This window comes from Lysobacter antibioticus HS124, from assembly GCF_000336385.2.
GTDB lineage: Bacteria > Pseudomonadota > Gammaproteobacteria > Xanthomonadales > Xanthomonadaceae > Lysobacter > Lysobacter firmicutimachus.
Genome location: NZ_HG424466.1, coordinates 54,834 through 75,004, shown reverse-complemented (window position 1 = coordinate 75,004; position 20,171 = coordinate 54,834). Strand labels below are relative to the sequence as shown.

General features: G+C 70.1%; 23 protein-coding genes. 6 read left to right on the top strand and 17 right to left on the bottom strand.

Annotation, left to right across the window (positions count from 1 at the left end; all coding sequences use genetic code 11):
• The 4 genes from TX83_RS06310 to TX83_RS06295 form a co-directional block, all read right to left on the bottom strand.
• A partial coding sequence (locus tag TX83_RS06310) for a biotin/lipoyl-containing protein (protein WP_141233392.1) occupies positions 1-349 on the bottom strand: 349 nt, incomplete at its 3' end.
• Positions 350-446: 97 nt separating this feature from the next.
• The gene (locus TX83_RS06305) at positions 447-1,145 is read right to left on the bottom strand and encodes a hypothetical protein (protein ID WP_261370041.1); all 699 of its coding nucleotides are present in this window, start codon (positions 1,143-1,145) and stop codon (positions 447-449) included.
• Between the two features lie 105 nt (positions 1,146-1,250).
• Positions 1,251-2,645: a dihydrolipoyllysine-residue acetyltransferase gene (aceF, locus tag TX83_RS06300; protein ID WP_075575028.1), complete on the bottom strand. Its 1,395-nt coding sequence runs from the start codon at positions 2,643-2,645 to the stop codon at positions 1,251-1,253.
• A gap of 149 nt (positions 2,646-2,794) precedes the next feature.
• On the bottom strand, positions 2,795-3,559 hold the full coding sequence (locus TX83_RS06295; protein ID WP_064747082.1) for a DUF2884 family protein: 765 nt from the start codon (positions 3,557-3,559) through the stop codon (positions 2,795-2,797).
• A gap of 726 nt (positions 3,560-4,285) precedes the next feature.
• Between TX83_RS06295 and TX83_RS06290 the strand changes: the two genes are divergently transcribed.
• Positions 4,286-4,921, top strand: coding sequence for an OmpW/AlkL family protein (locus TX83_RS06290; protein WP_064747081.1), 636 nt, complete (start codon positions 4,286-4,288; stop codon positions 4,919-4,921).
• A gap of 104 nt (positions 4,922-5,025) precedes the next feature.
• Here TX83_RS06290 and TX83_RS06285 read toward each other — a convergent pair whose 3' ends face one another.
• The 3 genes from TX83_RS06285 to TX83_RS06275 form a co-directional block, all read right to left on the bottom strand.
• Positions 5,026-5,910, bottom strand: coding sequence for a DMT family transporter (locus TX83_RS06285; protein ID WP_261370040.1), 885 nt, complete (start codon positions 5,908-5,910; stop codon positions 5,026-5,028).
• Positions 5,911-6,062: 152 nt separating this feature from the next.
• Positions 6,063-6,596 (bottom strand): hypothetical protein, encoded by a 534-nt coding sequence (locus TX83_RS06280; protein ID WP_064747080.1) that lies wholly within the window; start codon positions 6,594-6,596, stop codon positions 6,063-6,065.
• A gap of 262 nt (positions 6,597-6,858) precedes the next feature.
• On the bottom strand, positions 6,859-7,914 hold the full coding sequence (locus TX83_RS06275) for an NAD(P)-dependent alcohol dehydrogenase (protein WP_064747079.1): 1,056 nt from the start codon (positions 7,912-7,914) through the stop codon (positions 6,859-6,861).
• A 163-nt stretch (positions 7,915-8,077) separates the two neighbouring features.
• Between TX83_RS06275 and TX83_RS06270 the strand changes: the two genes are divergently transcribed.
• Positions 8,078-8,560 (top strand): YajQ family cyclic di-GMP-binding protein, encoded by a 483-nt coding sequence (locus tag TX83_RS06270; RefSeq protein ID WP_064747078.1) that lies wholly within the window; start codon positions 8,078-8,080, stop codon positions 8,558-8,560.
• An 11-nt stretch (positions 8,561-8,571) separates the two neighbouring features.
• Complete coding sequence (locus TX83_RS06265; RefSeq protein ID WP_064747077.1) at positions 8,572-9,111, top strand: DUF1415 domain-containing protein; 540 nt, start codon at positions 8,572-8,574, stop codon at positions 9,109-9,111.
• 273 nt (positions 9,112-9,384) lie between these two features.
• On the opposite strand, the gene TX83_RS06260 is transcribed toward TX83_RS06265, so the two are convergent.
• The 3 genes from TX83_RS06260 to TX83_RS06250 are packed head-to-tail and all read right to left on the bottom strand — an operon-like array spanning position 9,385 to position 11,862.
• On the bottom strand, positions 9,385-10,107 hold the full coding sequence (locus TX83_RS06260) for an HAD family hydrolase (protein WP_261370039.1): 723 nt from the start codon (positions 10,105-10,107) through the stop codon (positions 9,385-9,387).
• Complete coding sequence (locus tag TX83_RS06255; protein WP_064747076.1) at positions 10,100-10,801, bottom strand: pseudouridine synthase; 702 nt, start codon at positions 10,799-10,801, stop codon at positions 10,100-10,102. Before TX83_RS06255 ends, TX83_RS06260 begins: the two co-directional genes overlap by 8 nt.
• Entirely contained in the window at positions 10,798-11,862 is a 1,065-nt protein-coding gene (locus TX83_RS06250; RefSeq protein ID WP_064747075.1) for a class I SAM-dependent methyltransferase, read from the bottom strand. Before TX83_RS06250 ends, TX83_RS06255 begins: the two co-directional genes overlap by 4 nt.
• A gap of 95 nt (positions 11,863-11,957) precedes the next feature.
• Between TX83_RS06250 and TX83_RS06245 the strand changes: the two genes are divergently transcribed.
• Positions 11,958-12,734 carry a hypothetical protein gene (locus TX83_RS06245; protein ID WP_064747074.1) on the top strand — a complete coding sequence of 259 codons (777 nt, stop codon included), beginning with the start codon at positions 11,958-11,960 and terminating at the stop codon, positions 12,732-12,734.
• A 113-nt stretch (positions 12,735-12,847) separates the two neighbouring features.
• Complete coding sequence (locus TX83_RS06240; protein ID WP_064747073.1) at positions 12,848-13,105, top strand: hypothetical protein; 258 nt, start codon at positions 12,848-12,850, stop codon at positions 13,103-13,105.
• 40 nt (positions 13,106-13,145) lie between these two features.
• Here the strand turns inward: TX83_RS06240 and TX83_RS06235 are convergent, their stop codons facing one another.
• Positions 13,146-15,659 carry an ABC transporter permease gene (locus TX83_RS06235; protein WP_064747072.1) on the bottom strand — a complete coding sequence of 838 codons (2,514 nt, stop codon included), beginning with the start codon at positions 15,657-15,659 and terminating at the stop codon, positions 13,146-13,148.
• Positions 15,656-16,420: an ABC transporter ATP-binding protein gene (locus TX83_RS06230; RefSeq protein WP_261370038.1), complete on the bottom strand. Its 765-nt coding sequence runs from the start codon at positions 16,418-16,420 to the stop codon at positions 15,656-15,658. Before TX83_RS06230 ends, TX83_RS06235 begins: the two co-directional genes overlap by 4 nt.
• Before the next feature lie 179 nt (positions 16,421-16,599).
• Between TX83_RS06230 and TX83_RS06225 the strand changes: the two genes are divergently transcribed.
• Positions 16,600-17,229, top strand: a complete 630-nt coding sequence (locus tag TX83_RS06225; RefSeq protein ID WP_261370037.1) for an arylesterase — start codon at positions 16,600-16,602, stop codon at positions 17,227-17,229.
• 39 nt (positions 17,230-17,268) lie between these two features.
• On the opposite strand, the gene TX83_RS06220 is transcribed toward TX83_RS06225, so the two are convergent.
• The 5 genes from TX83_RS06220 to TX83_RS06200 form a co-directional block, all read right to left on the bottom strand.
• The gene (locus TX83_RS06220) at positions 17,269-18,039 is read right to left on the bottom strand and encodes a Crp/Fnr family transcriptional regulator (RefSeq protein WP_075575027.1); all 771 of its coding nucleotides are present in this window, start codon (positions 18,037-18,039) and stop codon (positions 17,269-17,271) included.
• A gap of 283 nt (positions 18,040-18,322) precedes the next feature.
• On the bottom strand, positions 18,323-18,658 hold the full coding sequence (locus TX83_RS06215) for a RebB family R body protein (protein WP_064747071.1): 336 nt from the start codon (positions 18,656-18,658) through the stop codon (positions 18,323-18,325).
• Between the two features lie 113 nt (positions 18,659-18,771).
• Positions 18,772-19,092, bottom strand: coding sequence for a RebB family R body protein (locus TX83_RS06210; RefSeq protein ID WP_064747070.1), 321 nt, complete (start codon positions 19,090-19,092; stop codon positions 18,772-18,774).
• Between the two features lie 78 nt (positions 19,093-19,170).
• Positions 19,171-19,893, bottom strand: a complete 723-nt coding sequence (locus TX83_RS06205) for a hypothetical protein (protein WP_064747069.1) — start codon at positions 19,891-19,893, stop codon at positions 19,171-19,173.
• A gap of 1 nt (position 19,894) precedes the next feature.
• Positions 19,895-20,134: a hypothetical protein gene (locus TX83_RS06200; RefSeq protein ID WP_064747068.1), complete on the bottom strand. Its 240-nt coding sequence runs from the start codon at positions 20,132-20,134 to the stop codon at positions 19,895-19,897.
• Between the last annotated feature and the right edge of the window lie 37 nt (positions 20,135-20,171).

Below are 20,171 nucleotides of genomic sequence, written 5' to 3'. Positions count from 1 at the left end.
GCGCCTGGACCGGCGCGGCGGCGGCCGGCGCGGGCTGGGTTTCCGCGGCGGGGGCGGCAGCGGCCGGCTTGGCCGCTGCGCCATGGGCGCTATCGGCACTTTCGAGGTCAGCACTTTCGAGGATGGCGATGACCGCGCCCTCGGAGACCTTGTCGCCGACCTTGACGTTGAGCGACTTGACCACGCCGTCGGCCGACGAGGGCACTTCCATCGTCGCCTTGTCCGACTCCAGGGTGACCAGGCTCTGGTCCTTCTTGACCGTGTCGCCGACCGCGACCAGCAATTCGATCACGGGTACGTCGTCGTAATCGCCGATGTCGGGGACCTTTACTTCGATGCTGCTGGCCATGGCGCTGGATTCCTTTGATTCGTATCTCGGTGGCGAGGCGGCGGGGCCGGCCGCGCTCGCGGGTGGGGGACGGCGCGCGGCCGTCGCGGCGTCGCGCTCAGCCGGCCGGCGGCGCGGATGCCTCGCTCAGGCGGCGGTCGAGCTCGTCCAGCGACTCCTCCAGCTCGCGCCAGCGGCGCTCGCGCTTGGAGGCGCTTTCGTTCGAGGCCTCGGTCAGCAGGCCGGCCTGATCCATCATCAGCTCGCCCACCCCGCAGTCCGGGCGCAGGCCGCTGACGCGCAGGCCGTCGACCACGAACAGCAACTGGTCCTTGTCGGTGAACTCCGCGCCGCGGTCTTCCGGCACGATGGTCGCCAAGGCACGTTTCCAACTGGCGACCAAGCGCTGCGCCAGCGGCGCCGGGATCGGCGCCTCTTCGTTCTCGACCTCCTGGTCCACGCGCAGTTGCAGGGCGCCGCCGTTGCGCGAGGACGCCCACGCCGCGACGCGCTCGCTGGCCGCGGCATGGCGCAGGGTCCAGTCGCCGTCGCCGGGGATCAGCAGCAGGCCGCTTTCGGCGCCGCGCGCCGGCAGGTAGGTCAGGCTCAGCTGCGGCGCGGCCTTGGCCGCGAGCAGTTGCTCCACCGCCGAGCCGTGGTTCTCGGTCGCCGGCGGCCAGCCGCGGCCGAGCGCGACCCGGCAATCGTCCTCGGCCTGCGCCAGCGGCGCGACCGACAGCAGTGCGGCCAGGGCGCAGACGGAAAGGCCGCGGCGACGCGGACGGCGGGAGGCGGAAGCGAGGGCGTGGCGGCTCATGGCGTCGGGCATTCCTGTAGGACGTCGGGGGCTGGAAGCGATCGGCGGCGCGCAGGGCGCCGTGCGACCGGCGGCGGCGAGCCGCGCCGGTCCCGACGAACGCTTTTACAGCAGCACGCGGCGCATGTCGCCGAGCAGTTGGCCCAGGTAGGCGGTGAAACGGGCGGCGGCGGCGCCGTCGATCACGCGATGATCGTAGGACAGCGACAGCGGCAGGATCAGGCGCGGCGTGAACTGCTTGCCGTCCCAGACCGGCTTGGTCGCCGACTTGGACACGCCCAGGATCGCCACTTCCGGCGCGTTGACGATCGGGGTGAACGCGGTACCGCCGATGCCGCCGAGCGAGCTGATCGAGAAACAGCCGCCGCTCATGTCGGCCGGGCCGAGCTTGCCGTCGCGCGCCTTGGCGGCGAGTTCGCCGGTTTCCTTGGCGATCTGCAGCACGCCCTTCTTGTCGCAGTCGCGCACCACCGGCACGACCAGGCCGTTCGGGGTGTCCGCGGCGAAGCCGATGTGGAAGTACTTCTTCAGGGTCAGGTTGTCGCCGGTCGCATCGAGCGAGGCGTTGAAGGTCGGGAACTTCTGCAGCGCCGACACCGAGGCCTTCATCAGGAACGCGAGCATGGTCAGCTTGATGCCGGCCTTCTCGTTTTCCTTGTTCAGCGCCACGCGCAGCGCTTCCAGGTCGGTGATGTCGGCGTCGTCGTGCTGGGTGACGTGCGGGATCATCGCCCAATTGCGCGCCAGGTTGGCGCCGGAGAGCTTCTGGATGCGGGTCAGCGGCTTGGTTTCGGTTTCGCCGAACTTGCTGAAGTCGACCTTCGGCCACGGCAGCAGGTTGAGGCCGCCGCCCAGCGACGGCGCGGCGCCGGCCGGTGCGCCCGGCGCGACCGCCGACTGCATGACGCCCTTGACGAAGGACTGCACGTCTTCCTTGCTGATCCGGCCGCCGCGCGAACTGCCGGTGACGCGGGCCAGGTCGACGCCCAACTCGCGCGCGAACAAGCGCACCGCCGGGCTGGCGTAGGGCACCTTGTCCGGCATCAGTTCGTCGGCGGTGAAGGCCACCGGCGGGCTGCGCGGCGGCATGGCTTCCGGGTCGGTGTTCTGGCCGGCGCCGGCCAGGACCGCCGGCGGAGTCGGCGCGGCGGCCTTGGCCGGGGCCGGTTCGCTCTTGGCCGGGGCTTCGACCTTGGCCGGAGCGGCCGCGGCGGCCGGCTGAGCCGCCGCTTGCGCCGGCGCCGGTTTGGCCTCGCCGTCGGCGACCTCGATCAGCGCCACCACGCTGCCTTCCGACAGCTCGTCGCCGATCTTGACCTTGAGTTCGCGCACGATGCCGGCGAACGGCGCCGGCACTTCCATGGTGGCCTTGTCGGATTCCAGCGTGACCAGGCTCTGGTCCCGGGTCACCGTGTCGCCGACCGCGACCAGCAGTTCGATGACGGGTACGCCGTCGTAGTCGCCGATATCGGGGACGCGTGCTTCCTTCAACTCAGCCATTTCGTGGGGCTCCGCAATGCGCGAAAACCCTATTGTGGCGTTTGCAGGCGGTCACGCCAACCGCGTTGCCGGGCGGGGCGTACTAAAGGCCTAAGCGGCACAAAGTCGCCCTCGGGACGGGTCAGCGTACGCCCCGGTATTGCCGCCGCTCAGGGCTGTTTCGGCGTGTGTTCGACCCGCAGCAGGCCCAGCGCTCCGCCCTCGTAACGGTACGAGAGGGCGTCTTCGAGCTTGTCCAGCTCGCCCATCCGCCGGCACAGGCCGTCGGCGCTGCGCTCCAGCGCCTTGGCGCGCGGCTGCACCGCGGCCTCGATCTTGGCGTCGAGCTGTTCCAGGCGCTTGAAGCGTTCCAGATCGCCGCTGAAGGCCGCGCTGACCGCGCCGCCGACCACGTCGCCGAGCACCGCCGGCAGGGCATCGCCGAGCGCGTCGCCGATGCCGTCGCCGAGCGCCTTGCCGCTGAAACGGGTCGGCGTGATGGCCTGGCTCAGCCGCGCGTCGAGCTCGCGCCGGGCCTTCTCGATCTGGCCGCGGGTGCGCTCGGGATGGTCGCCGAGCGTGGCGGCGACCTCGCCCAGCGCGGTGAACGCGATATAGGCCGCCTCGCGGCCGATGTGCTGGGCCTCGACCATCGCCGCGCGGGTGCCGCGCTCGAACTCGGCCAGGCGACGCGAGTCGTCGGCGCTCAGCGTCACCCAGCGGTCGTCGACGAACATCCGCCCCTGGCGCATCACGATCGCCTTCGGTGCGCCGCTCTCGCGGGTCAGGATCAGGCTGCGCTCGTTGAGGGTCAGGTGGTAATCGCTGTCAATGTTGCACTCGGAGTCGACCTTGATGTTGGTCGCGAAAGCCGAGCCGCAGGCCAGCGTCGCTGCGGCCAGAGCGGTCAGTCGGAGCGCTTGCAGGGGACGCATCGCCGGATCCTTGACGGTGAAGTGGCGCCAGTGTGCCGCGCGCGCGGCCGCCGCGTCCCGTGCCGGTCGGCGGCATGACCTTCGTCATGGCGCAGCAGCAGGCCCGCAATGGCCGGTGCGTGCGGTCTTGCCGACCGCCGTGGACAGGGACGCAGGGGTTGGGCCCTCGGCTCGATCGCCCGCATCCCTCGCATCGGGTGACGAGAGGCCAAGTCCTGGGCTGCGGCGGAGATCCCGGCGCCGAACGCGTCGCGATCGTCCCCTCCTCGAACGCCCGCATGCGACGCCGCGGCGGCTTCGAAGCGGCGCTGCGCAGGCCTGCGGTCATGCCCGATTCATCGACAGGTTCCTGCGCTCGGCGTTTGCCGCATGCGCTCGCAATCCACACATTTCATGCACGAACGACGAGGTGCGTTTTGTTAAACGAAGCACGCAACATTTCGCCGCCCGCATGAAACCGCCTGAAAACAGGCGTTTTTCCAGCTCATCGCAACGGATCGACGCAGAGCTGCGCGGGCCCGCGTACGCGAGCCATGAGGCGCAACACAAGCACTCATGTGTTCATTGAATTCACTTTTTCCGCGGAAAAACCGCCTTTAACACGATGTTCGCGTGAAAGTTCCTTCACTTTCGTTCGCGCGGCAAGTTCGGTTCATGCAAGCGTCGCTACCTTGTGCCCGCCTCCCCCAAGGCGTCAGCAACACCACAACAACAGGAGTCGACTCCATGAACCGCTTTCGTCATTTGACCCTTGCCCTGATGGGTGCCATGGCCTTCGCCCCGGCCGCCTTCGCTCAGGATGCCGCTTCCACCGATACCGCCAGCGGCAAGCGTTTCGCCGTCGTCGGCGGCTACGCGCTGACCCAGCCGACCAAGAATCCGCAGATCGGCGGCGTGCGCAGCGACCTCGACGGCGACGGCGCCGCGACGCTGAGCGCCAGCTACTACATCAACGACAACATCGCCATCGAAGCCTGGGGCGCGGCCGACAAGTTCGGTCACCGCGTCAACAGCGGCGGCGGCAAGATCGGCAGCGTCGATTCGCAGCCGGTCGCGCTGAGCGGCCAGTACCACTTCCGCGGCGCCGACAGCATCGTGCGTCCGTTCGTGGGCCTGGGCTACTACCAGGCCAACTACAGCGGCGAGAAGCTGCTCGGCGGCCAGCGCCTGGGCGTGGAGAACGCCAAGGGCGGCATCGCCACCGCCGGCGTCGACCTCAACATCAACCCGACCTGGTTCGCCCGCGCCGATGTGCGCTACATGCAGGGCAGCAAGTCGGACGTGAAGCTGAACGGCGTCAAGGTCGGCGAAGCCGAGCTCAACCCGATCACCCTGGGCGTGGGCATCGGCGCGCGCTTCTGATCGGTGCGCCCGATCGGCATGTCCGATCGGAAACGCGACAACGGGCTCCTTCGGGGGCCCGTTGTTTTTTGCGCATCGTTTTTTCGGGCGCCGCCGCGCGCGGCTCAGGGATGTTCGGATTCGGCGTGGACGCTTTCGCGCCGCAGCAGGTACAGGCCGCTGGCGACGATGATCGCCGCGCCCAGCCAGGTCACCGAATCGGGCAGCACGCCCCACAGGCTGAGGTCGAGCAGCACGCCCCAGATCAGGGCGGTGTACTCCAGCGGCGCGATCAGCGAGGCCTCGCCCAGGCGGAACGCCTCGGTGACCGCGTACTGGCCGATCGAACCGGCCACGCCCAGCCCGGCGATCAGCCACAGGTCGCGCGATTGGATCGGCGTCCACTCCGGCCACGCCAACGCGCCCGCTCCCAGCGTGATCATGACCATCAGCCAGACCATCATCGCCTGGGTGCTGTCGGTGCGCGCCAGCAGGCGCACGGTGATCGCGCTGACCGCATAGCCCAGCGCCGCGCCGAGAATGCCCAACGCGGCCAGGCTCATCATGCCCTCGCCGGTGGGCCGCAACAGCACCAGCACGCCGAGCAGGCCGATGCCGATCGCGACCCAGCGGCGCGGGCCGACCCGCTCGCCGAGGATCGGCCCGGACAGCGCGGTGATCAGCAACGGCGCGATGAAGAAGATCGAGTACGCGCTCGACAAGGGCAGCCGGTTCACGCCGTAGACGAAGCAGGCCATCATGCCGACGCCGAGCACCCCGCGCAGCAGGTGCAGCGGCCAGCGCACCCGCACCAAGGGCCGCCAGCCGGCGCTGGCCAGGGCCCAGGTCAACACGAACGGCAACGACGAGACGCCGCGCAGGGCCGCGACCTGGAACGGCGGGTAGTGCTCGGACAAGAGTTTCAGGATCGCGTCCATCAGCGAGAACATCACCACCGCGACCAGCATGGTGGCGACCGCGCGGCCGCGGTGCGGATGGGCCGCGGTCATGGCGCGCACGCCGGCGCGAAGACGGGACGCGGCGCGCGCGGCGGGCCGTGGAAGCGAGGAGAAGGCATGATCGAAAACAATCGCGTGGACGACCCCATCATGCCGCGCGGCGCGATGGTCGTCATCCGTCTTCGGGCGAGGCGTGCAGGGCCTCAGCCGCGCAAGTCGGCACGCCGCAGACGCCGCCGCAGCCCCAGCGCATAAGCCTGGTAGTGGCCGAGCAACAACCCGCCGACCGCGAACAGCCCACCTTGGCGCGGCCACCACGCCGCGGCGGGTGCATCGCCCCAAGCATGCGCCGCCTGCCACAGGCCGATCGCCACGCGCGCGGCGACGATCAGGGTCAGGCTCAACACCAGCCAGCGATTGGGCGTGTAGTACAGCCCGCCCGCAGTCGGTTCGAAGCGAGTCAGGGCCAGTCCCAGCACGCCGGTCGCGAGCCCGGCCAGCCAACCGGCCGCGGCGAACACCGTGGCGTCCTCAACCCAATGCCCGACCGTCCAGGCACCGGCGAAGAACAACAGCAGCGAAGGCAACGACAGCGCGACCGCCAGGCCCAACGCCCAGGGCACGGCGCGCCGACGCGCACTGCCGGCGCGGTAGCGCAGGACCAGCCCGAGCGGCACCAGCAACGCCCACAGCAGGACCAGCACCAGCAAAGCCAATGGAATCAGCAGCAGCGGCATGACCGCAGCTTACGCGCCCGAGCCCATCCCTTGTAGGAGCGGCGTGAGCCGCGACCGCCGGAGCCGGGCACGTCAGCGCATCGCCCCGAAGCCGGCCCGATGCGAGCGCCGGGTCGGAGCGGCGCGTTCCGTCCTCGGCCCCGCGCCAGGCGCGATCGGGTGACCGCGGCAGGGGGCCCGGCAGCGGCGAGCGGTGCCGGGGTAAGCCGCTTCGGTCGTCGCGGCTTACGCCGCTCCCACAGGCGGGACCGGCACCGCGGCCTCAGCCGGCGCCGCGCAGGCTGGCGATGTCGATCACGAAGCGGTAGCGCACGTCGCCCTGGAGCATGCGCTCGTAGGCCTCGTTGACCCGGTCGATGCCGATCAGTTCGATGTCCGAGGCCACGCCGTGCTCGGCGCAGAAATCGAGCATTTCCTGGGTCTCGCGGATGCCGCCGATCATCGACCCCGCCAGACGGCGGCGATGCGCGATCAGCGCGCCGGCCGCGACCGGCGCGGGCTGCTCGGGAATGCCGAGCAGGACCATGGTGCCGTCCACCTTGAGCAGATTCAGATAGGCGTTGTAGTCGTGCTCGCCGGAGACCGTATCGACGACGAAATCGAAACTGCGCGCCAGAGTCTTGAACACCGCCGGATCGCGGGTCGCGGCGAAGGCCTGCGCGCCGAGCTGCAAGGCCGCCTCGCGCTTGGACTCGGACGTGCTGAACACGGTCACTTTCGCGCCCATCGCCGCCGCCAGCTTGACCGCCATGTGGCCCAGGCCGCCGAGGCCGACCACCGCGACCGCGTCGCCGGCCTTGACCCCGTAATGGCGCAGCGGCGAATAGGTGGTGATGCCGGCGCACAGCAGCGGCGCGGCGCGATCCAGCGGAATCGATTCGGGCATGCGCAGCACGTAGTCCTGGTCGACGGTGATCCGGGTCGAATAGCCGCCGTAGGTCGGCGCGCCGCTGCCGCGCTCGGTGGAGTTATAGGTGCTGGTCATGCCCTGGTCGCAGTACTGCTCCTCGCCGGCCCGGCACTGCGCGCATTCGCGGCAGGAGTCGACGAAACAGCCTACGCCGACCGCGTCGCCGGTGCGGAACTTGTCCACCGCGCTGCCGACCTGGGCGACCCGGCCGACGATCTCGTGGCCCGGCACCATCGGAAACCGCGAGCGGCCCCATTCGCCGCGCGCCTGATGGATGTCGGAATGGCAGACGCCGCAATAGAGGATGTCGATCAGGACGTCGGTCGGGCCCGGCTCGCGGCGCTCGATCTCGAACGGGGCCAGCGGGGCGCGCGCGCTCTGCGCGGCGAAGGCGGCGGTCTTGAGCATGGAAGCTTCCGGATAACGGGGAATCCCCGAATTCTAGCGGCCAATCCGCCGGCGCCGGGGCGCCGGAGCGGCAAAAACCGCCGGTATCGGCCGCAACAGTGCATATCGCCATGGCGCTTGCGTTACCCTTGGCCCCCGTTCCCCCCTATCTTGCGAGTGCGCCATGCCTTCCTTCGACGTCGTGTCCGAAGTCGACACCCACGAACTCACCAATGCCGTCGACCAGGCCAACCGCGAGCTGAGCACCCGCTTCGACTTCAAGGGCGTGGACGCCAAGTTCGTGCTCGACGACAAGTCGATCACCCAGTCGGCGCCGAGCGAATTCCAGCTCGAGCAGATGACCGTGATCCTGCGCCAGCGCCTGTCGGCGCGGCAGATCGACGCGCGCTGCCTGGAATTCGGCGATGTCGAGACCAACCTCGCCGGCGCGCGGCAGAAGATCACCGTGCAGCAAGGCATCGAACAGAAGCTGGCGAAGAAGATCGCCGCGGCGATCAAGGACGCCAAGCTCAAGGTCGAGACCCAGATCAACGGCGACAAGCTGCGCGTGACCGGCAAGAAGCGCGACGATCTGCAAGCCGCGATCGCCCTGCTGAAGGCCGGCAACTTCGAGCGTCCGCTGCAGTACGACAACTTCCGCGACTGAGCCCTCGCGCCATGACCGCCGAGGACCCGATCGCCGCGACCCGACGCTGGCTGGAGCGCGCGGTGATCGGCCTGAACCTGTGCCCTTTCGCCAAGGCCGTGCTGGCCAAGGGTCAGGTGCGCTTCGTGCTCAGCGCGGCGGCCACGCCGGAGCAGTTGCTGGAGGAGTTGTCGTCCGAGCTGGTGCTGCTGGAGCAGAGCGATCCGGAACGGATCGACACCACCCTGATCGTGCATCCGCAGGTGCTCGGCGACTTTCTCGACTTCAACGATTTCCTCGACCTCGCCGACGGCGCGGTCGCGGCCTTGGACCTGGAAGGCGAGATCCAGGTCGCCAGCTTCCACCCCGACTACCAGTTCGCCGGCACCGCCTACGAGGACATCGGCAACTGCACCAACCGCTCGCCCTACCCGACCCTGCACCTGCTGCGCGAATCCAGCGTCGAGCGCGCGGTCGCCGCGTTTCCGAACCCGGACGTGATCGTCGAACGCAATCTGGCCACCCTGGAACAGCTGGGGCACGAGGGTTGGCGCAAGCTGACGGCGGAGTGAGGTTCGCGGCCGGCTTGGGCCGACGGCCGCGACCGTAGCTGCGGCGGAAGCGACGGCAAGAGCAATCCCCCTGCCCTTTTTCACAGGGGGAAAGACAAGCGGGTGCGACGAGCGTCGCGACGCAGCGAAGCCGCGTCGCTCACAGCCAAAGCGATAGCCGCACTACACGCAACCCGCCGCAGATGCAGTGGACGCAGTGGACGCCCAAGGCTCTCGCGACCGCTTGAAACGGGTCCCGGGGGGGCGTCTTGCTTTGCGCTACGCCGCCCGCGCTCAGCGCCCCGGCGCCGGCTGCGCCGGGCCGGCCAGCACCGCGGCGAGCAATTCGCGCGCCTGCACCAGGGACGCGACGATGCGGTGGCCGAACCCGCGCAGCGCCTCGCCCGGAGCGATCAAGTCCGGCACCTGGATCGGCGTGGCGCCGGCGGCCAGCGCGGCGCGCACGCCCGGCTCGGAATCCTCCAGCACCAGGCAATGCGCCGGGTCGACACCCAACTCGCGCGCCGCCAGCAGGTAGATGTCCGGCGCCGGCTTGGGGTGCTCGACGTCGCTGCCGGTGACGATCACCGCGAAGCGGTCGATCAGGCCGCTGGCGGCCAGCTTGGCCAAGGCCCGCTCGCGCCGGGTCGAAGTCGCCACCGCCTTGGGGACGCCGTGGGCGTCGAGCAGGTCGAGCAGTTCGATCAGGCCGCGCTTGCGCGGCAGGCCGGCGGCGACGCGGGCGTCGTACAGGCGGTAGCTGGCGTCGCGCAGCCGGGTCGCCGCCTCTTCGCCGAAGGTCTCGACCAGCATCGCGAAGCTGGCGCGGTCGTGCACCCCGACCATGCTCAGCCACACCGCGTCGTCGGCATCGATGGATTCGGTCAGCGCCGCCTCGCGCCAGGTCTCCAGCATCGCCTGCTCGCTGTCGAGCATCAGCCCGTCCATGTCGAACAGCACCGCCTGCGGCACGAACTCGATCGGCGACGCGGAGCTCGCCGGCGCGGAATCAGCCACGGAACAACACCTCCAGATCGTGAGCGTCGAGCGTGCGCCATTGCCCGCCCGGCAAATCCTGCAGCGACAGTCCGCCGATGCGGCAGCGGTGCAGGGCCTCGACGTGATTGCCGACCGCGGCGAACATGCGCCGCACCTGGTGATAGCGGCCTTCGGTCAGGGTCAGGCGCGCAAAACGCGGCTCCGGCGATTCCAATTGCGCCGGCGCCAGCGGCGTCTTTTCCGACTCCAGCATCAGCTCGCCGCTGGCGAAGATCGCGCCCTCGTCGCCGCGCAGGTCGGCGGCGAGACGGGCCTCGTACACCTTGGCCAGCCTGGCCTTGGGCGAGACGATCCGATGCAGCAGTTGGCCGTCGTCGGTCATCAACAACAGTCCGCTGGTATCGCGGTCGAGCCGGCCGACCGGCGACAGCAGCGGCGAGCGCAGGCGGAAGCGCGGCGGCAGCAGGTCGTAGACGATCCGCCCCGGGTCCTTGGTCGAACAGGTGTAGCCGACCGGCTTGTGCAGCATCAGCACCAGGCCGGCCGGCGGGTCCAGAGGCTCGCCGTCGAGGCGGATCGCCTCGTGCGCGACCTGATCGTCGGCGTACAGCACGTCGCCGGCGGCGTCGGTGATGCGGCCTTCGCGGAACATCGCGCTCACGTCCTTGCGGCTGCCGTAGCCGAGGTTGGCGATCAACTTGACCAGCTTCATGCGCGGCCTGCCTGGCGGATCACTTCGACGATCTTGAAGCCGCCCTGCTGGGCGACGGTACGCACTTCGCCGAAGGTCCGATCCAGTTCGGCCTCGTAGGGCAGATGGCGATTGGCGACCAGCCACAGCCGGCCGCCGGGATTGAGCGCCTGCGCCGCGACCGCGATGAAACGGCGGCCGATGTCGGGACGTTCCTCGCGGCCCTGGGCGTGGAACGGCGGATTGCTGACGATCACATCGTAGCGCCGCTCCAGCCCGGCGGTGACGTCGTGCCAGAAGAATTCCAGCGCCGCCGCGGTGGGCGTGCGGGCCAGGTTGGCGCGCGCCAGCGCCAGCGCGCGCGACTGCGCTTCGTACAGGTCCAGGGCGACGATGCCGGGGCAGCGCGCCAGCAATTCCATCGCCAGATAACCGTAGCCGGCGCCGAGATCGGCGGCGCGGCCGCGCAGGTCGGCCGGCAGGTGCCGGGCGAGCAAGGCCGAGGCGGGATCGACCCGATCCCAGGCGAACACGCCGGGCCGGCTCAGGTAGCGTCCATCGAGAATCTCGCGCGGCGCGTCGGCACCGGCCCAGGCCTCGGCCAAGGCCGGATCGGCCGGGCCCTGCAGCGGCGCGGTCCAGAAGGCGCGGCACTTGCGCTTGGACAGGCTGGCGACCGGGCCGGCGATCAGGCCCAGGTCGGCCTCGCCGGTGCGCGCGCCCTCGTCGTTGCGCAAGCAGGCCACCACCCGCCCGCCCGGCGCGGTGCGCGCCAACGCCTGCGCATACAGCGCGCGCGCCTCTTCGCGTTGGCGCGGCGGCAAGACCAGCACCAATGGGTAACGCTGCTGCGGGTCCAGGGCGTCCAGATCGACCGTGTCCAGGCCGGCGCGGTGCAAGGCATCGACATCGGGCTTGAAGCCCTGCTCGCAGACCAGGCCCGGACGCGGCCGCTGGCGCAGGCCGATGCCGTCGCGGGCACGCAGGAACAGGGCCCCGCCCTGCTCGGGCCAGCGCAGCAGTCCGTCGGCGAAGGGTTGGAACAGGGTGTCCAGCGCGTCGTCGGAGCGGTCAGCGCGCATCGGGGCGGTCTTGAAAGCGAACGGGAACGGTCATCGCAAGGATTTTACGCGGCCCCGGGCTAGGGTGTCGGCATCGTATCCAGAAAGGCCCGTGCATGCGCCTGCCCGTCATCGTCGCCGCGGCCCTGATGCCGGTCGTGGCCTGGTTCTCGCAACGCGGCGCGTTCGGCCCCGACAACGGCAGCCTGTCCGACCGCTATCCCACTTTGCTGGTCGCGGCCGGTTATGCGTTCTCGATCTGGGGCGCGATCTTCCTGCTCGATCTGTCGTTCGCGCTGTGGCAGGCGCGCAGCCGCTACCGCGACGCCCCGGCCCTGGTCCGGGTGCGGCCGGCGGTCGCCGCCGGCTTCACCCTGACCGCATTGTGGATGCCGGTGTTCTCGCAGCAATGGTTCTGGCCGGCCCTGGCGATCATCTGGCTGGCCCTGGCCTGCCTGGCCTGGGCCGCGGTGCGGCTGGCGCGCGACGTCGATCCGCTGCCGGCGCAGGCCTGGTGGGCCAAATTGCCGGTCTCGCTGCACGCCGGCTGGCTGTCGTTGGCCGCGTTCCTGAACACCGCCCAGGTCATCGTCGCCTATCGATTGCTGCCGATCGAACGCATGCTGGGCTGGAGCCTGGCTCTGCTGGCGGCGATGGCCCTGCTGCTGAGCGCGCTCAATGCGCGCATGCACGGCAACGCCGGCTATGTGCTCGCTGCGCTGTGGGGGCTGGTCGGGGTGTACGTGGCGCAATCGGCCTCGGCGCGGCCGGGCGCGACGGTGGTGGCCTGGTTGGCCCTGGCGCTGGCTGCCGCCCTGCTGGTGCAGACCGCCTGGCTGCGCGCCCGGCGTCGGCGCAAGCTGTTTTCCGGCCATCTGACGCCCGGGGACTGAACGTCTCGTCGCCGACGACGCCGTTTTGCGTTCTTTGCACGGCGGCTTCATCGCCCGCCAACGCCGGTCCCGGGAGGATCGCGTTACGGCCCAGCACACAGGAGACCCGCGCGATGCGAGCCCTCTTCGTCGGCGGCACCGTCGACAACAGCGAACTCGATCTGGAAGGCGGCGCACCGCCGCTGCACTATCCGCCCAACACCGGCAGCGGTACCGCGCGCTACCGGCTGCATCACATCGGTCGCCGCGACAGCGCCACGGTGTATGCGGTCTATGCGGCCCCCGATCTCGCCGACGACGAAGTGGAGCGGGTCGCCGACGAGCGCGGCTACGCGCGCCGCTTCCAGGCCGAGCCGCAACTGAGCGCCTGAATCCATGCGGGCGCCGCCGAGTGCGGCGCCCGCGGCGGCGTCAGCCCTGCAGTTCGCGCAACGTCACCGACGGCGGCGCGTCGAGCACGCGCCGGGTCGCGAACAACCCGGCGATCAACGCCGCCAGGACGCCGGCGCCGCCGCCGACGGCGGCCATGCGCCAGTCGAACTGCCAGGGCAGATCGAACACCTTCACCGCGACCACGCCGGCCAGCACCGAGGCCGCGATCGCCGCGGTCAGCCCCGACAACAGGCCGATCGCGGCAAATTCCGAGGCCTGGGCCAGGCGCAGCTGGCGACGGCTGCCGCCCAGCACGCGCATCACCCCGCCCTCGAGCAGACGCTCGTCCTGGCTCGCGCTGACCGCGGCCATCAACACCAACAGGCCCGCGGCGAGCGAGAAGTAGAACACCACCTCGACCACGGTCGAGACCTGGTCGGCGGTGTTGCGCACCTGCTTGAGCACCTGTTCGATATCGATCACCGACAAGTTCGGGAAGCGCTCGACCAGCTCGGAGGTGAAGCGGGTCCGCGCCGGCGGCACGCTGATCGCAGTGATGTAGCTGGCGGCGTAGCCGTCCATCGAGCCGGGCGAGGCGATGACGAAAAAGTTCGGCCGGAAGCTTTCCCAATCGACCTTGCGCAGGCTGGTGATGCGCGCCTCGAACAGCTGCCCGGCAATGTCGAAGGCGACCGTGTCGCCGACCTTCCAGCCCAAGGTTTCGGCGAAGCCCTCTTCGACCGAGACCTCCGGCGCGGCCAGGCGCTGCGGCGCCCAGAATTTCCCGTCGACGACCTTGTTGTCGGCGCGCAGACGGTCGGCCACCGACAGGTTGAATTCGCGCTCGGCCAGTTGCTTGGCGCGGTCGCCGCGCTCGGCGTAGTCGGCGCCGGTGACGGGCTTGCCGTTCACCTCGGTCAGGCGGCCGCGGATCATCGGAAACAGGGTCGGCGCCGCCAGGCCCTGGTCGGCGACGAAGCGGCGCACGTCGGCGACCTGATCCTGCTGCACGTTGATGATGAAGCGATTCGGCGCATCGGCCGACAAGGCCAACTGCCAACGGTCGAGCAGATCGGTGCGGACGAAGGTCAGCAACAGCAGCGCCATCAGGCCCAGGCCCAGGGCGGAGATCTGGGCGATGCTGGTGCCGGCGCGGCGGCTGACGTTGGCCAGGCCGTAGCGCAGGCTACCGCGCAGGCGCGAGCGCAGTCGGCGCACCACCACGATCAGCGCCCAGGCCAGCAAAGCCAGCACCGCCAACGTCGCGGCGATGCCGCCGAGCATGGCCGCGCCGAGCGTGGCGGAACCGGCCTTCCACCACAGCAGGCCGCCGAGCCCGAGCAGGCCGGCGATCGCCACCAGCCAAGCGCTGGGCTCGGCCGGGTCCAGGTCGCGGCGCAGCACGCGCAAGGCCGGCACCCGCCGCAAGGCCAGCACCGGCGGCGCGCCGAACGCGAGCAACACCACCAGGCCGACGCCCAGGCCCTGCAGCGCCGGCAGCCAGCCGGCGGCCGGAATCGACATCTTCAAGGCTTGCTCCAGCCAGCCGCCGATCGCCCACTGCAAGGCGAACGCCAGGCCGACGCCGATCGCGCTGGCGATCAGGCCCAGCAACAGCATTTCGCCGACGTGGATGCCGACCAGGCGGCGCTGGCTGGCGCCGAGGCAACGCATTACCGCGGTGCCGGACAGATGGCGTTCGCTGTGCCGGCGCGCGGCCATCGCCACCGCGACCGCGGCCAGCACCACCGACACCAGCGCGGCCAGGCCGAGGAAGCGGCCGGCGCGGTCCAGCGCCGAACGCACTTCCGGTCGCGCATCGGCGATCGTCTCCAGGCGCTGCCCGCGGCCCAGTGCGGGCTTGGCCGCGGCGACGAAGCGCTCGACCGCACCGGGCGCGCCGGCCACCACCAGGCGGTAGCGGATCCGGCTGCCGGGCTGGATCAGCCCGGTCGACGGCAGATCGGCCAGGTTGAGGAATACCTTGGGCGCGATGTTGAAGTAGTCCAGCGATGCGTCCGGCTCCTGGGTCACCAACGCCGCCAGGCGCAGGCGCGCGTCGCCGATCGCGATTTCCTGGCCGATCCGGGCGCCGAGCGTGTCGGCGCCGGCGCGGCTCATCCACACCGTACCGCGGGCCGGCACGCCGTCGGCGTCGCGCTCGGCGCCGCCGGCGCGCTCGGCGATGCGGAAGCTGCCGCGCAAGGGAAAGCCCGGGCCGAGCGCACGCAGATCGCCGAGCTGCAGGCGCTCGCCGACCCGGATCATGGTCTGCAGTTCGGTCGCTTCGGCGCGGCGCAGCGCCGGCGCATTCGCGGCATCGCGCAGCTTGCCGGCGATCGGCTGGTCGGCGCGGATCACCGCGTCGCCGCCGAGCAGGCGGTTGGCCTCGATCGCCAACGCACGCTCGGCGCGATCGGTGACGAAGCCGACCGCGGTCACCGCCAGCACCGCCACGATCAGCGCGGTCAGCAGGATGCGCACGTCGCCGGCCTTGAGGTCGCGGCGCAATTGCCGCCAGGCCATCGCCAACGTGGTGACGGCGCCGCTCATCCCTGCACCAGCCGGCCGCTGTCCAGGCGCAGGCGGCGATGGCAGCGCGCGGCCAGATGGTCGTCGTGGGTCACCAGCACCAGGGTGGTGCCGGCGTCGGCATTGAGTTCGAACAGCAACTCGATGATCGCCTGACCGGTGTGGGTGTCGAGATTGCCGGTCGGCTCGTCGGCGAACAACAGCGACGGCCGGGTCACGAACGCGCGCGCCAGGGCGACGCGCTGCTGCTCGCCGCCGGACAACTGGCGCGGGTAATGGTCCAGGCGCTGGCCGAGGCCGACCTTGGCCAGGATCGCCTGCGCCGGCACGCGCGCGTCGCGATCGCCGCGCAGCTCCAGCGGCAGCATCACGTTCTCCAGCGCGGTCAGCGAGGGCAGCAGCTGGAAACTCTGGAACACGAACCCGACCTTCTCGCTGCGCACCCGCGCCCGTCCGTCCTCGTCGAGCGCGGAAATCGCCTCGCCGTCGAGCAGCACTCGGCCGCTGCTGGGCGAATCCAGCCCGGCCATCAGCGACAACAAGGTGCTCTTGCCCGAGCCGGACGCGCCGACGATCGCCACGCTGTCGCCCTTGGCGATCGAAAAGCCGACCCCGTCCAGGATGGTGAGTTCGCCCGAGGGCAGGACCACCGTCTTGCCGAGCCGCTCGACCTGCAACGTCGGCGTCGCCGCGCGTACCGCGGCGTGCCCGGATGCGTCCGCATCGACGCCTTTGGCGATGGAATCGGCCATGATCGGATCGGCCAGGTGGGAAGCTGCCATGATCGCCCTTATGTTTGCGCTTATGTTTGCCTCGCCGCATCTTCGGGAGACGTTATTAAATGATTCTTAAGAACCCTGTCGGGTCCACGACATCACGGTCCAGGGCACGATATGCGGGATCCGGCCGCCGTGTTCAATGGCCGCGCGCCCTGGCCGCCGCCGCACTGCTGGCCGCCGGCTTGGTCCCGCCGCTGGCCCTGGCCCAGCCGGCCCAGTCGACATCCGCGCGCGCGCCGGCCGCGGCGCCGGCGGCCAAGGCCGCGCGCAGCGTGCTGGTCATGGGCGATTCGCTGTCCGCCGGCTACGGCCTGGCGGCCGCGCAGGGCTGGGTCGCCCTGACCGCCGAGCGCGTCGCCCGCAGCCGCCCGGGCTGGCGGGTGGTCAACGCCAGCGTCAGCGGCGAGACCACCGCCGGCGGCGCCTCGCGCATCGCCGGCGAACTGCAACGCAACCGTCCCTCGGTGGTGGTCATCGAACTGGGCGCCAACGACGGCTTGCGCGGCCTGCAACTGGCGCAAAGCCGGGCCAACCTGGAACGCATGATCCTCGCCGCCAAGGCCGCCAAGGCGCAGGTGCTGCTGATCGGCATGCGCATGCCGCCCAACCTCGGCAAGGAGTACACGGCCGGCTTCGAGCGCAACTACCGCGAACTATCGCGCCAGCACGGCACCGCCCTGCTGCCGTTCCTGCTCGAACCGATCGCGCTCGACCGCAATGCGTTCCAGGCCGACAACCTGCACCCGATCGCCAGCGCCCAGCCGAAGCTGCGCGATCACGTGTGGAGCGTGCTGGGGCCGATGCTGAAGTGAATCGCGCGGAGGCGAAGCGATAGGGGCCGCGACAGCGCCTCAAGCGCTGCGCCGGGCCGCCGCCGCGCGCGCGCGCGGCGACGTCGGGCGCTCGGCCTCGCGGCCGAGGTAGGCCTTGCAGCGGAACTGGTCGATGTCGTTGATGCGCAGGATGTTGCGCTTGCGGCTGACCAGACCGCTGCGGTGCCAGGTCTGCAATTGCGCGTTCAACTTCGGCCGGCTGGCGTTGACCATCGCCGCCAGGATGCTCTGGGTCGGCGGCAAGGCCACCTCGAAGTCCTCGCCGCGCGCATGCGGCTGAGTGCGCATCAGCGACAGCAAGTAGCGCGCCAGGCGCGACTCCAGCCGGTGCAGGCACATGGTTTCCAGGCTCTCGACCGCGTGGCGCAGGCGCAGGCACAGCGAGGCGTGGGCGCGCTCGATCACCGTCGGATCGGCGGTCAGCAGCGGAAAATGCCGGCGCGCCAGCAGCAGCACCTTGGTCGGGCTGTAGGCCACCGCGGTGAAGGTATGCGGATGGGCGTCGAGCAGCGGCGTCTCGTCGACGGTCTCTCCGCTTTCGATCGTATCGACGATCAGTTCCTGGCCGTCCGGGCCGTACAGCAACTTGTAGATGCGGCCGTGGACGATGAAGGCGAGGAAATCGCTGGGGTCGTTCTTGAAGAACAGCGCGTCGCCTTCCTCCAGGTTGACCTCGCTGGCGTGGCGCGCGACCTGGTCGAGCAGCGCCGTCGGCAACCCGCGCAGCAGACCGCAGCGGTCCACCCCCCAGCGCCTGCGCCGGACCGCCACGCCGTCGTCGGCGCTCATGCCCATAGCGGGTACCGCGCGGCCGTGGTTGCGGCCACGAGACGGCCGCGGCAGCGGCCGGTTGCGGATTCCATAACGCCCCCCTTGGTGTTTCGTCTGCCTTCGACGCCTGCGACGAGGGCGTCATCCGGCGGCCGGATCTCAGCGATCGAAGCTCGTCGAGCGAAGTTCGACGGTCGAAGCCCGGCGATCGGCTTGGGTCCGCCGCGGTGCGCGACGGCGCGCCGGTGCGGGAGCCGGAACGATGCCGGCGCCGAAGCGGACCGGCATCGCTTGGCGCTGCTTACGAGCCGTACGGCGACTTGAACGCCTTCAGCACCGTCATCAGGCTGGTCAGGTTGTCGGCCACGCCGGTCTGGGCGATCTTCTCGGTCGCGCCCGCGGCGGCGGTGGTGTCGACGGTGTAGATCTGCATCACGCCCTGGTTGGCGGCGGCCTGCGACAGCGAGTTCTGCTGCTGCTGCGCCGAAACCGCGTTCTCGAACAGGATGCCGGTGGAATGCGCGGCGGCCTGGAACATCGAGCCCATGGCGAAGGCCGGCGCCTCGCCGACGACCTTGACGTTGGATTGGGTGACGGCGTCGGTGATCTGATTGTTGACTGCGGTGGGGTAGGCCATAACAAGGTCCTCGGTTGGCGATTATCGAAAAGCGGATCGGACGCGGACGCCGGCGGCAGCGGAACTGGCTGACCGGCGCCCCGCGGCCGATCTAAGCGGTCGGACCGTTCGGCTTACTTGAACGCGTTGAGCACGGTCAGCAGGCTGGTCAGGTTGTCGGACACGCCGGTCTGGGCGACCTTCTCGGTGGCGCCGGCGGCGGCGGTCGTGTCGACGGTGTAGATCTGCATCACGCCCTGGTTGGTCGCGGCCTGCGACAGCGTGTTCTGCTGCTGCTGCGCCGAAACCGCGTTCTCGAACAGGATGCTCGTCGAGTGCGCCATCGACTGGTAGATCGAGCCCATCGCGAAGGCGGGCGCTTCGCCGATGACCTTGACGTTGGACTGGGTGACGGCATCGGTGATTTGGTCGTTGACGGCGGTCGGGAAAGCCATGGTGAACTCCTTGAAGTGGTGTACGGCCCATGCCGTACGTTGGTTAGTAACGAAACGTCTATCGCGTTGTGAAGCCGATCATGGCGCCTTGCCGGCGTTGTTTTGATTGTTGTTCGGATCGGTTTTCGCGGCGGTTTTCGCGTTGTCGCTGCCGCCCTTGCTCGCCGGCTCGGATCGCGACGGCTCCGAGGGTTCGGTGCCTTGCGGCAGCAGTCCCTTGCTGCGCGCGGCTTCGATGACGGAATGCAGTTGCTGCGCCAGCGGCGCGAACTGCTGCTGGAAGCAGGCGTCGACTTCGGCGCGGATCAACCGTTGCAGCTGATGCGCGAACTGCGCCAGCGGCGGCTGCGCCGATTCGTCGCCGACCCGCGGCTTGGGCAAGCGCAGGTCTTCCAGCGAGGTGGCGCGTTCGACCGCGCCGAGAATATTGGCTTCGGCCTCGCGTTCGGAGCGGGTCGCGCTGCGCACGGTTTCCTGGGTTCGATTGAGGCCTTGCTCGATCACCTTCTGGATCCGCTCGCGCCCGGCCTCGACCACGCTGGCGGTCTTGGCCTGGACGATCCGCCCCGGGTCCGGGGCGCGAGGCGGCGGCGCGCTCGAGGCGCTCAGCAGGTTCGCGACCTGGCGGCATTTCTCGGCGTCCAGGTCCAAGTCGAACCATTTCTGCGCGAACACGCCGATCTGCCGATCCAGTTCGCTCGGCGGTTCGGCGGCCGGCACGGACGCGGCGGCGGCCGCGACGGTGGCCGGATGCGGCGCGGCCGCTGCGGCCGGCCGGGCGGTCAGCTCGGTACGCGCCATGTCAGTGCAGCCTCAATTGCGTGGCCAGCCGCTCCAGCGTCGCGCGCATGTCGGGCTGGCGCAGGCGCGCGAGCACGGCTTCGGCCAGATCCGTATCGGCCAGATCCGTATCTGCCAGATCCGCACCGGCCGGCCTCGCGGCAGGCGGCGCCACGCAGGCGGGCGGTGCCGCGGCGTCGCGCAGCGGGTCGAACAGGCCCTCCAGTTCCATGTGCAGCAGGCAGTGCAGATTCTCGTCCATGGCCAACTCCGGTCTTACAAGGGATTCGATACGCAAT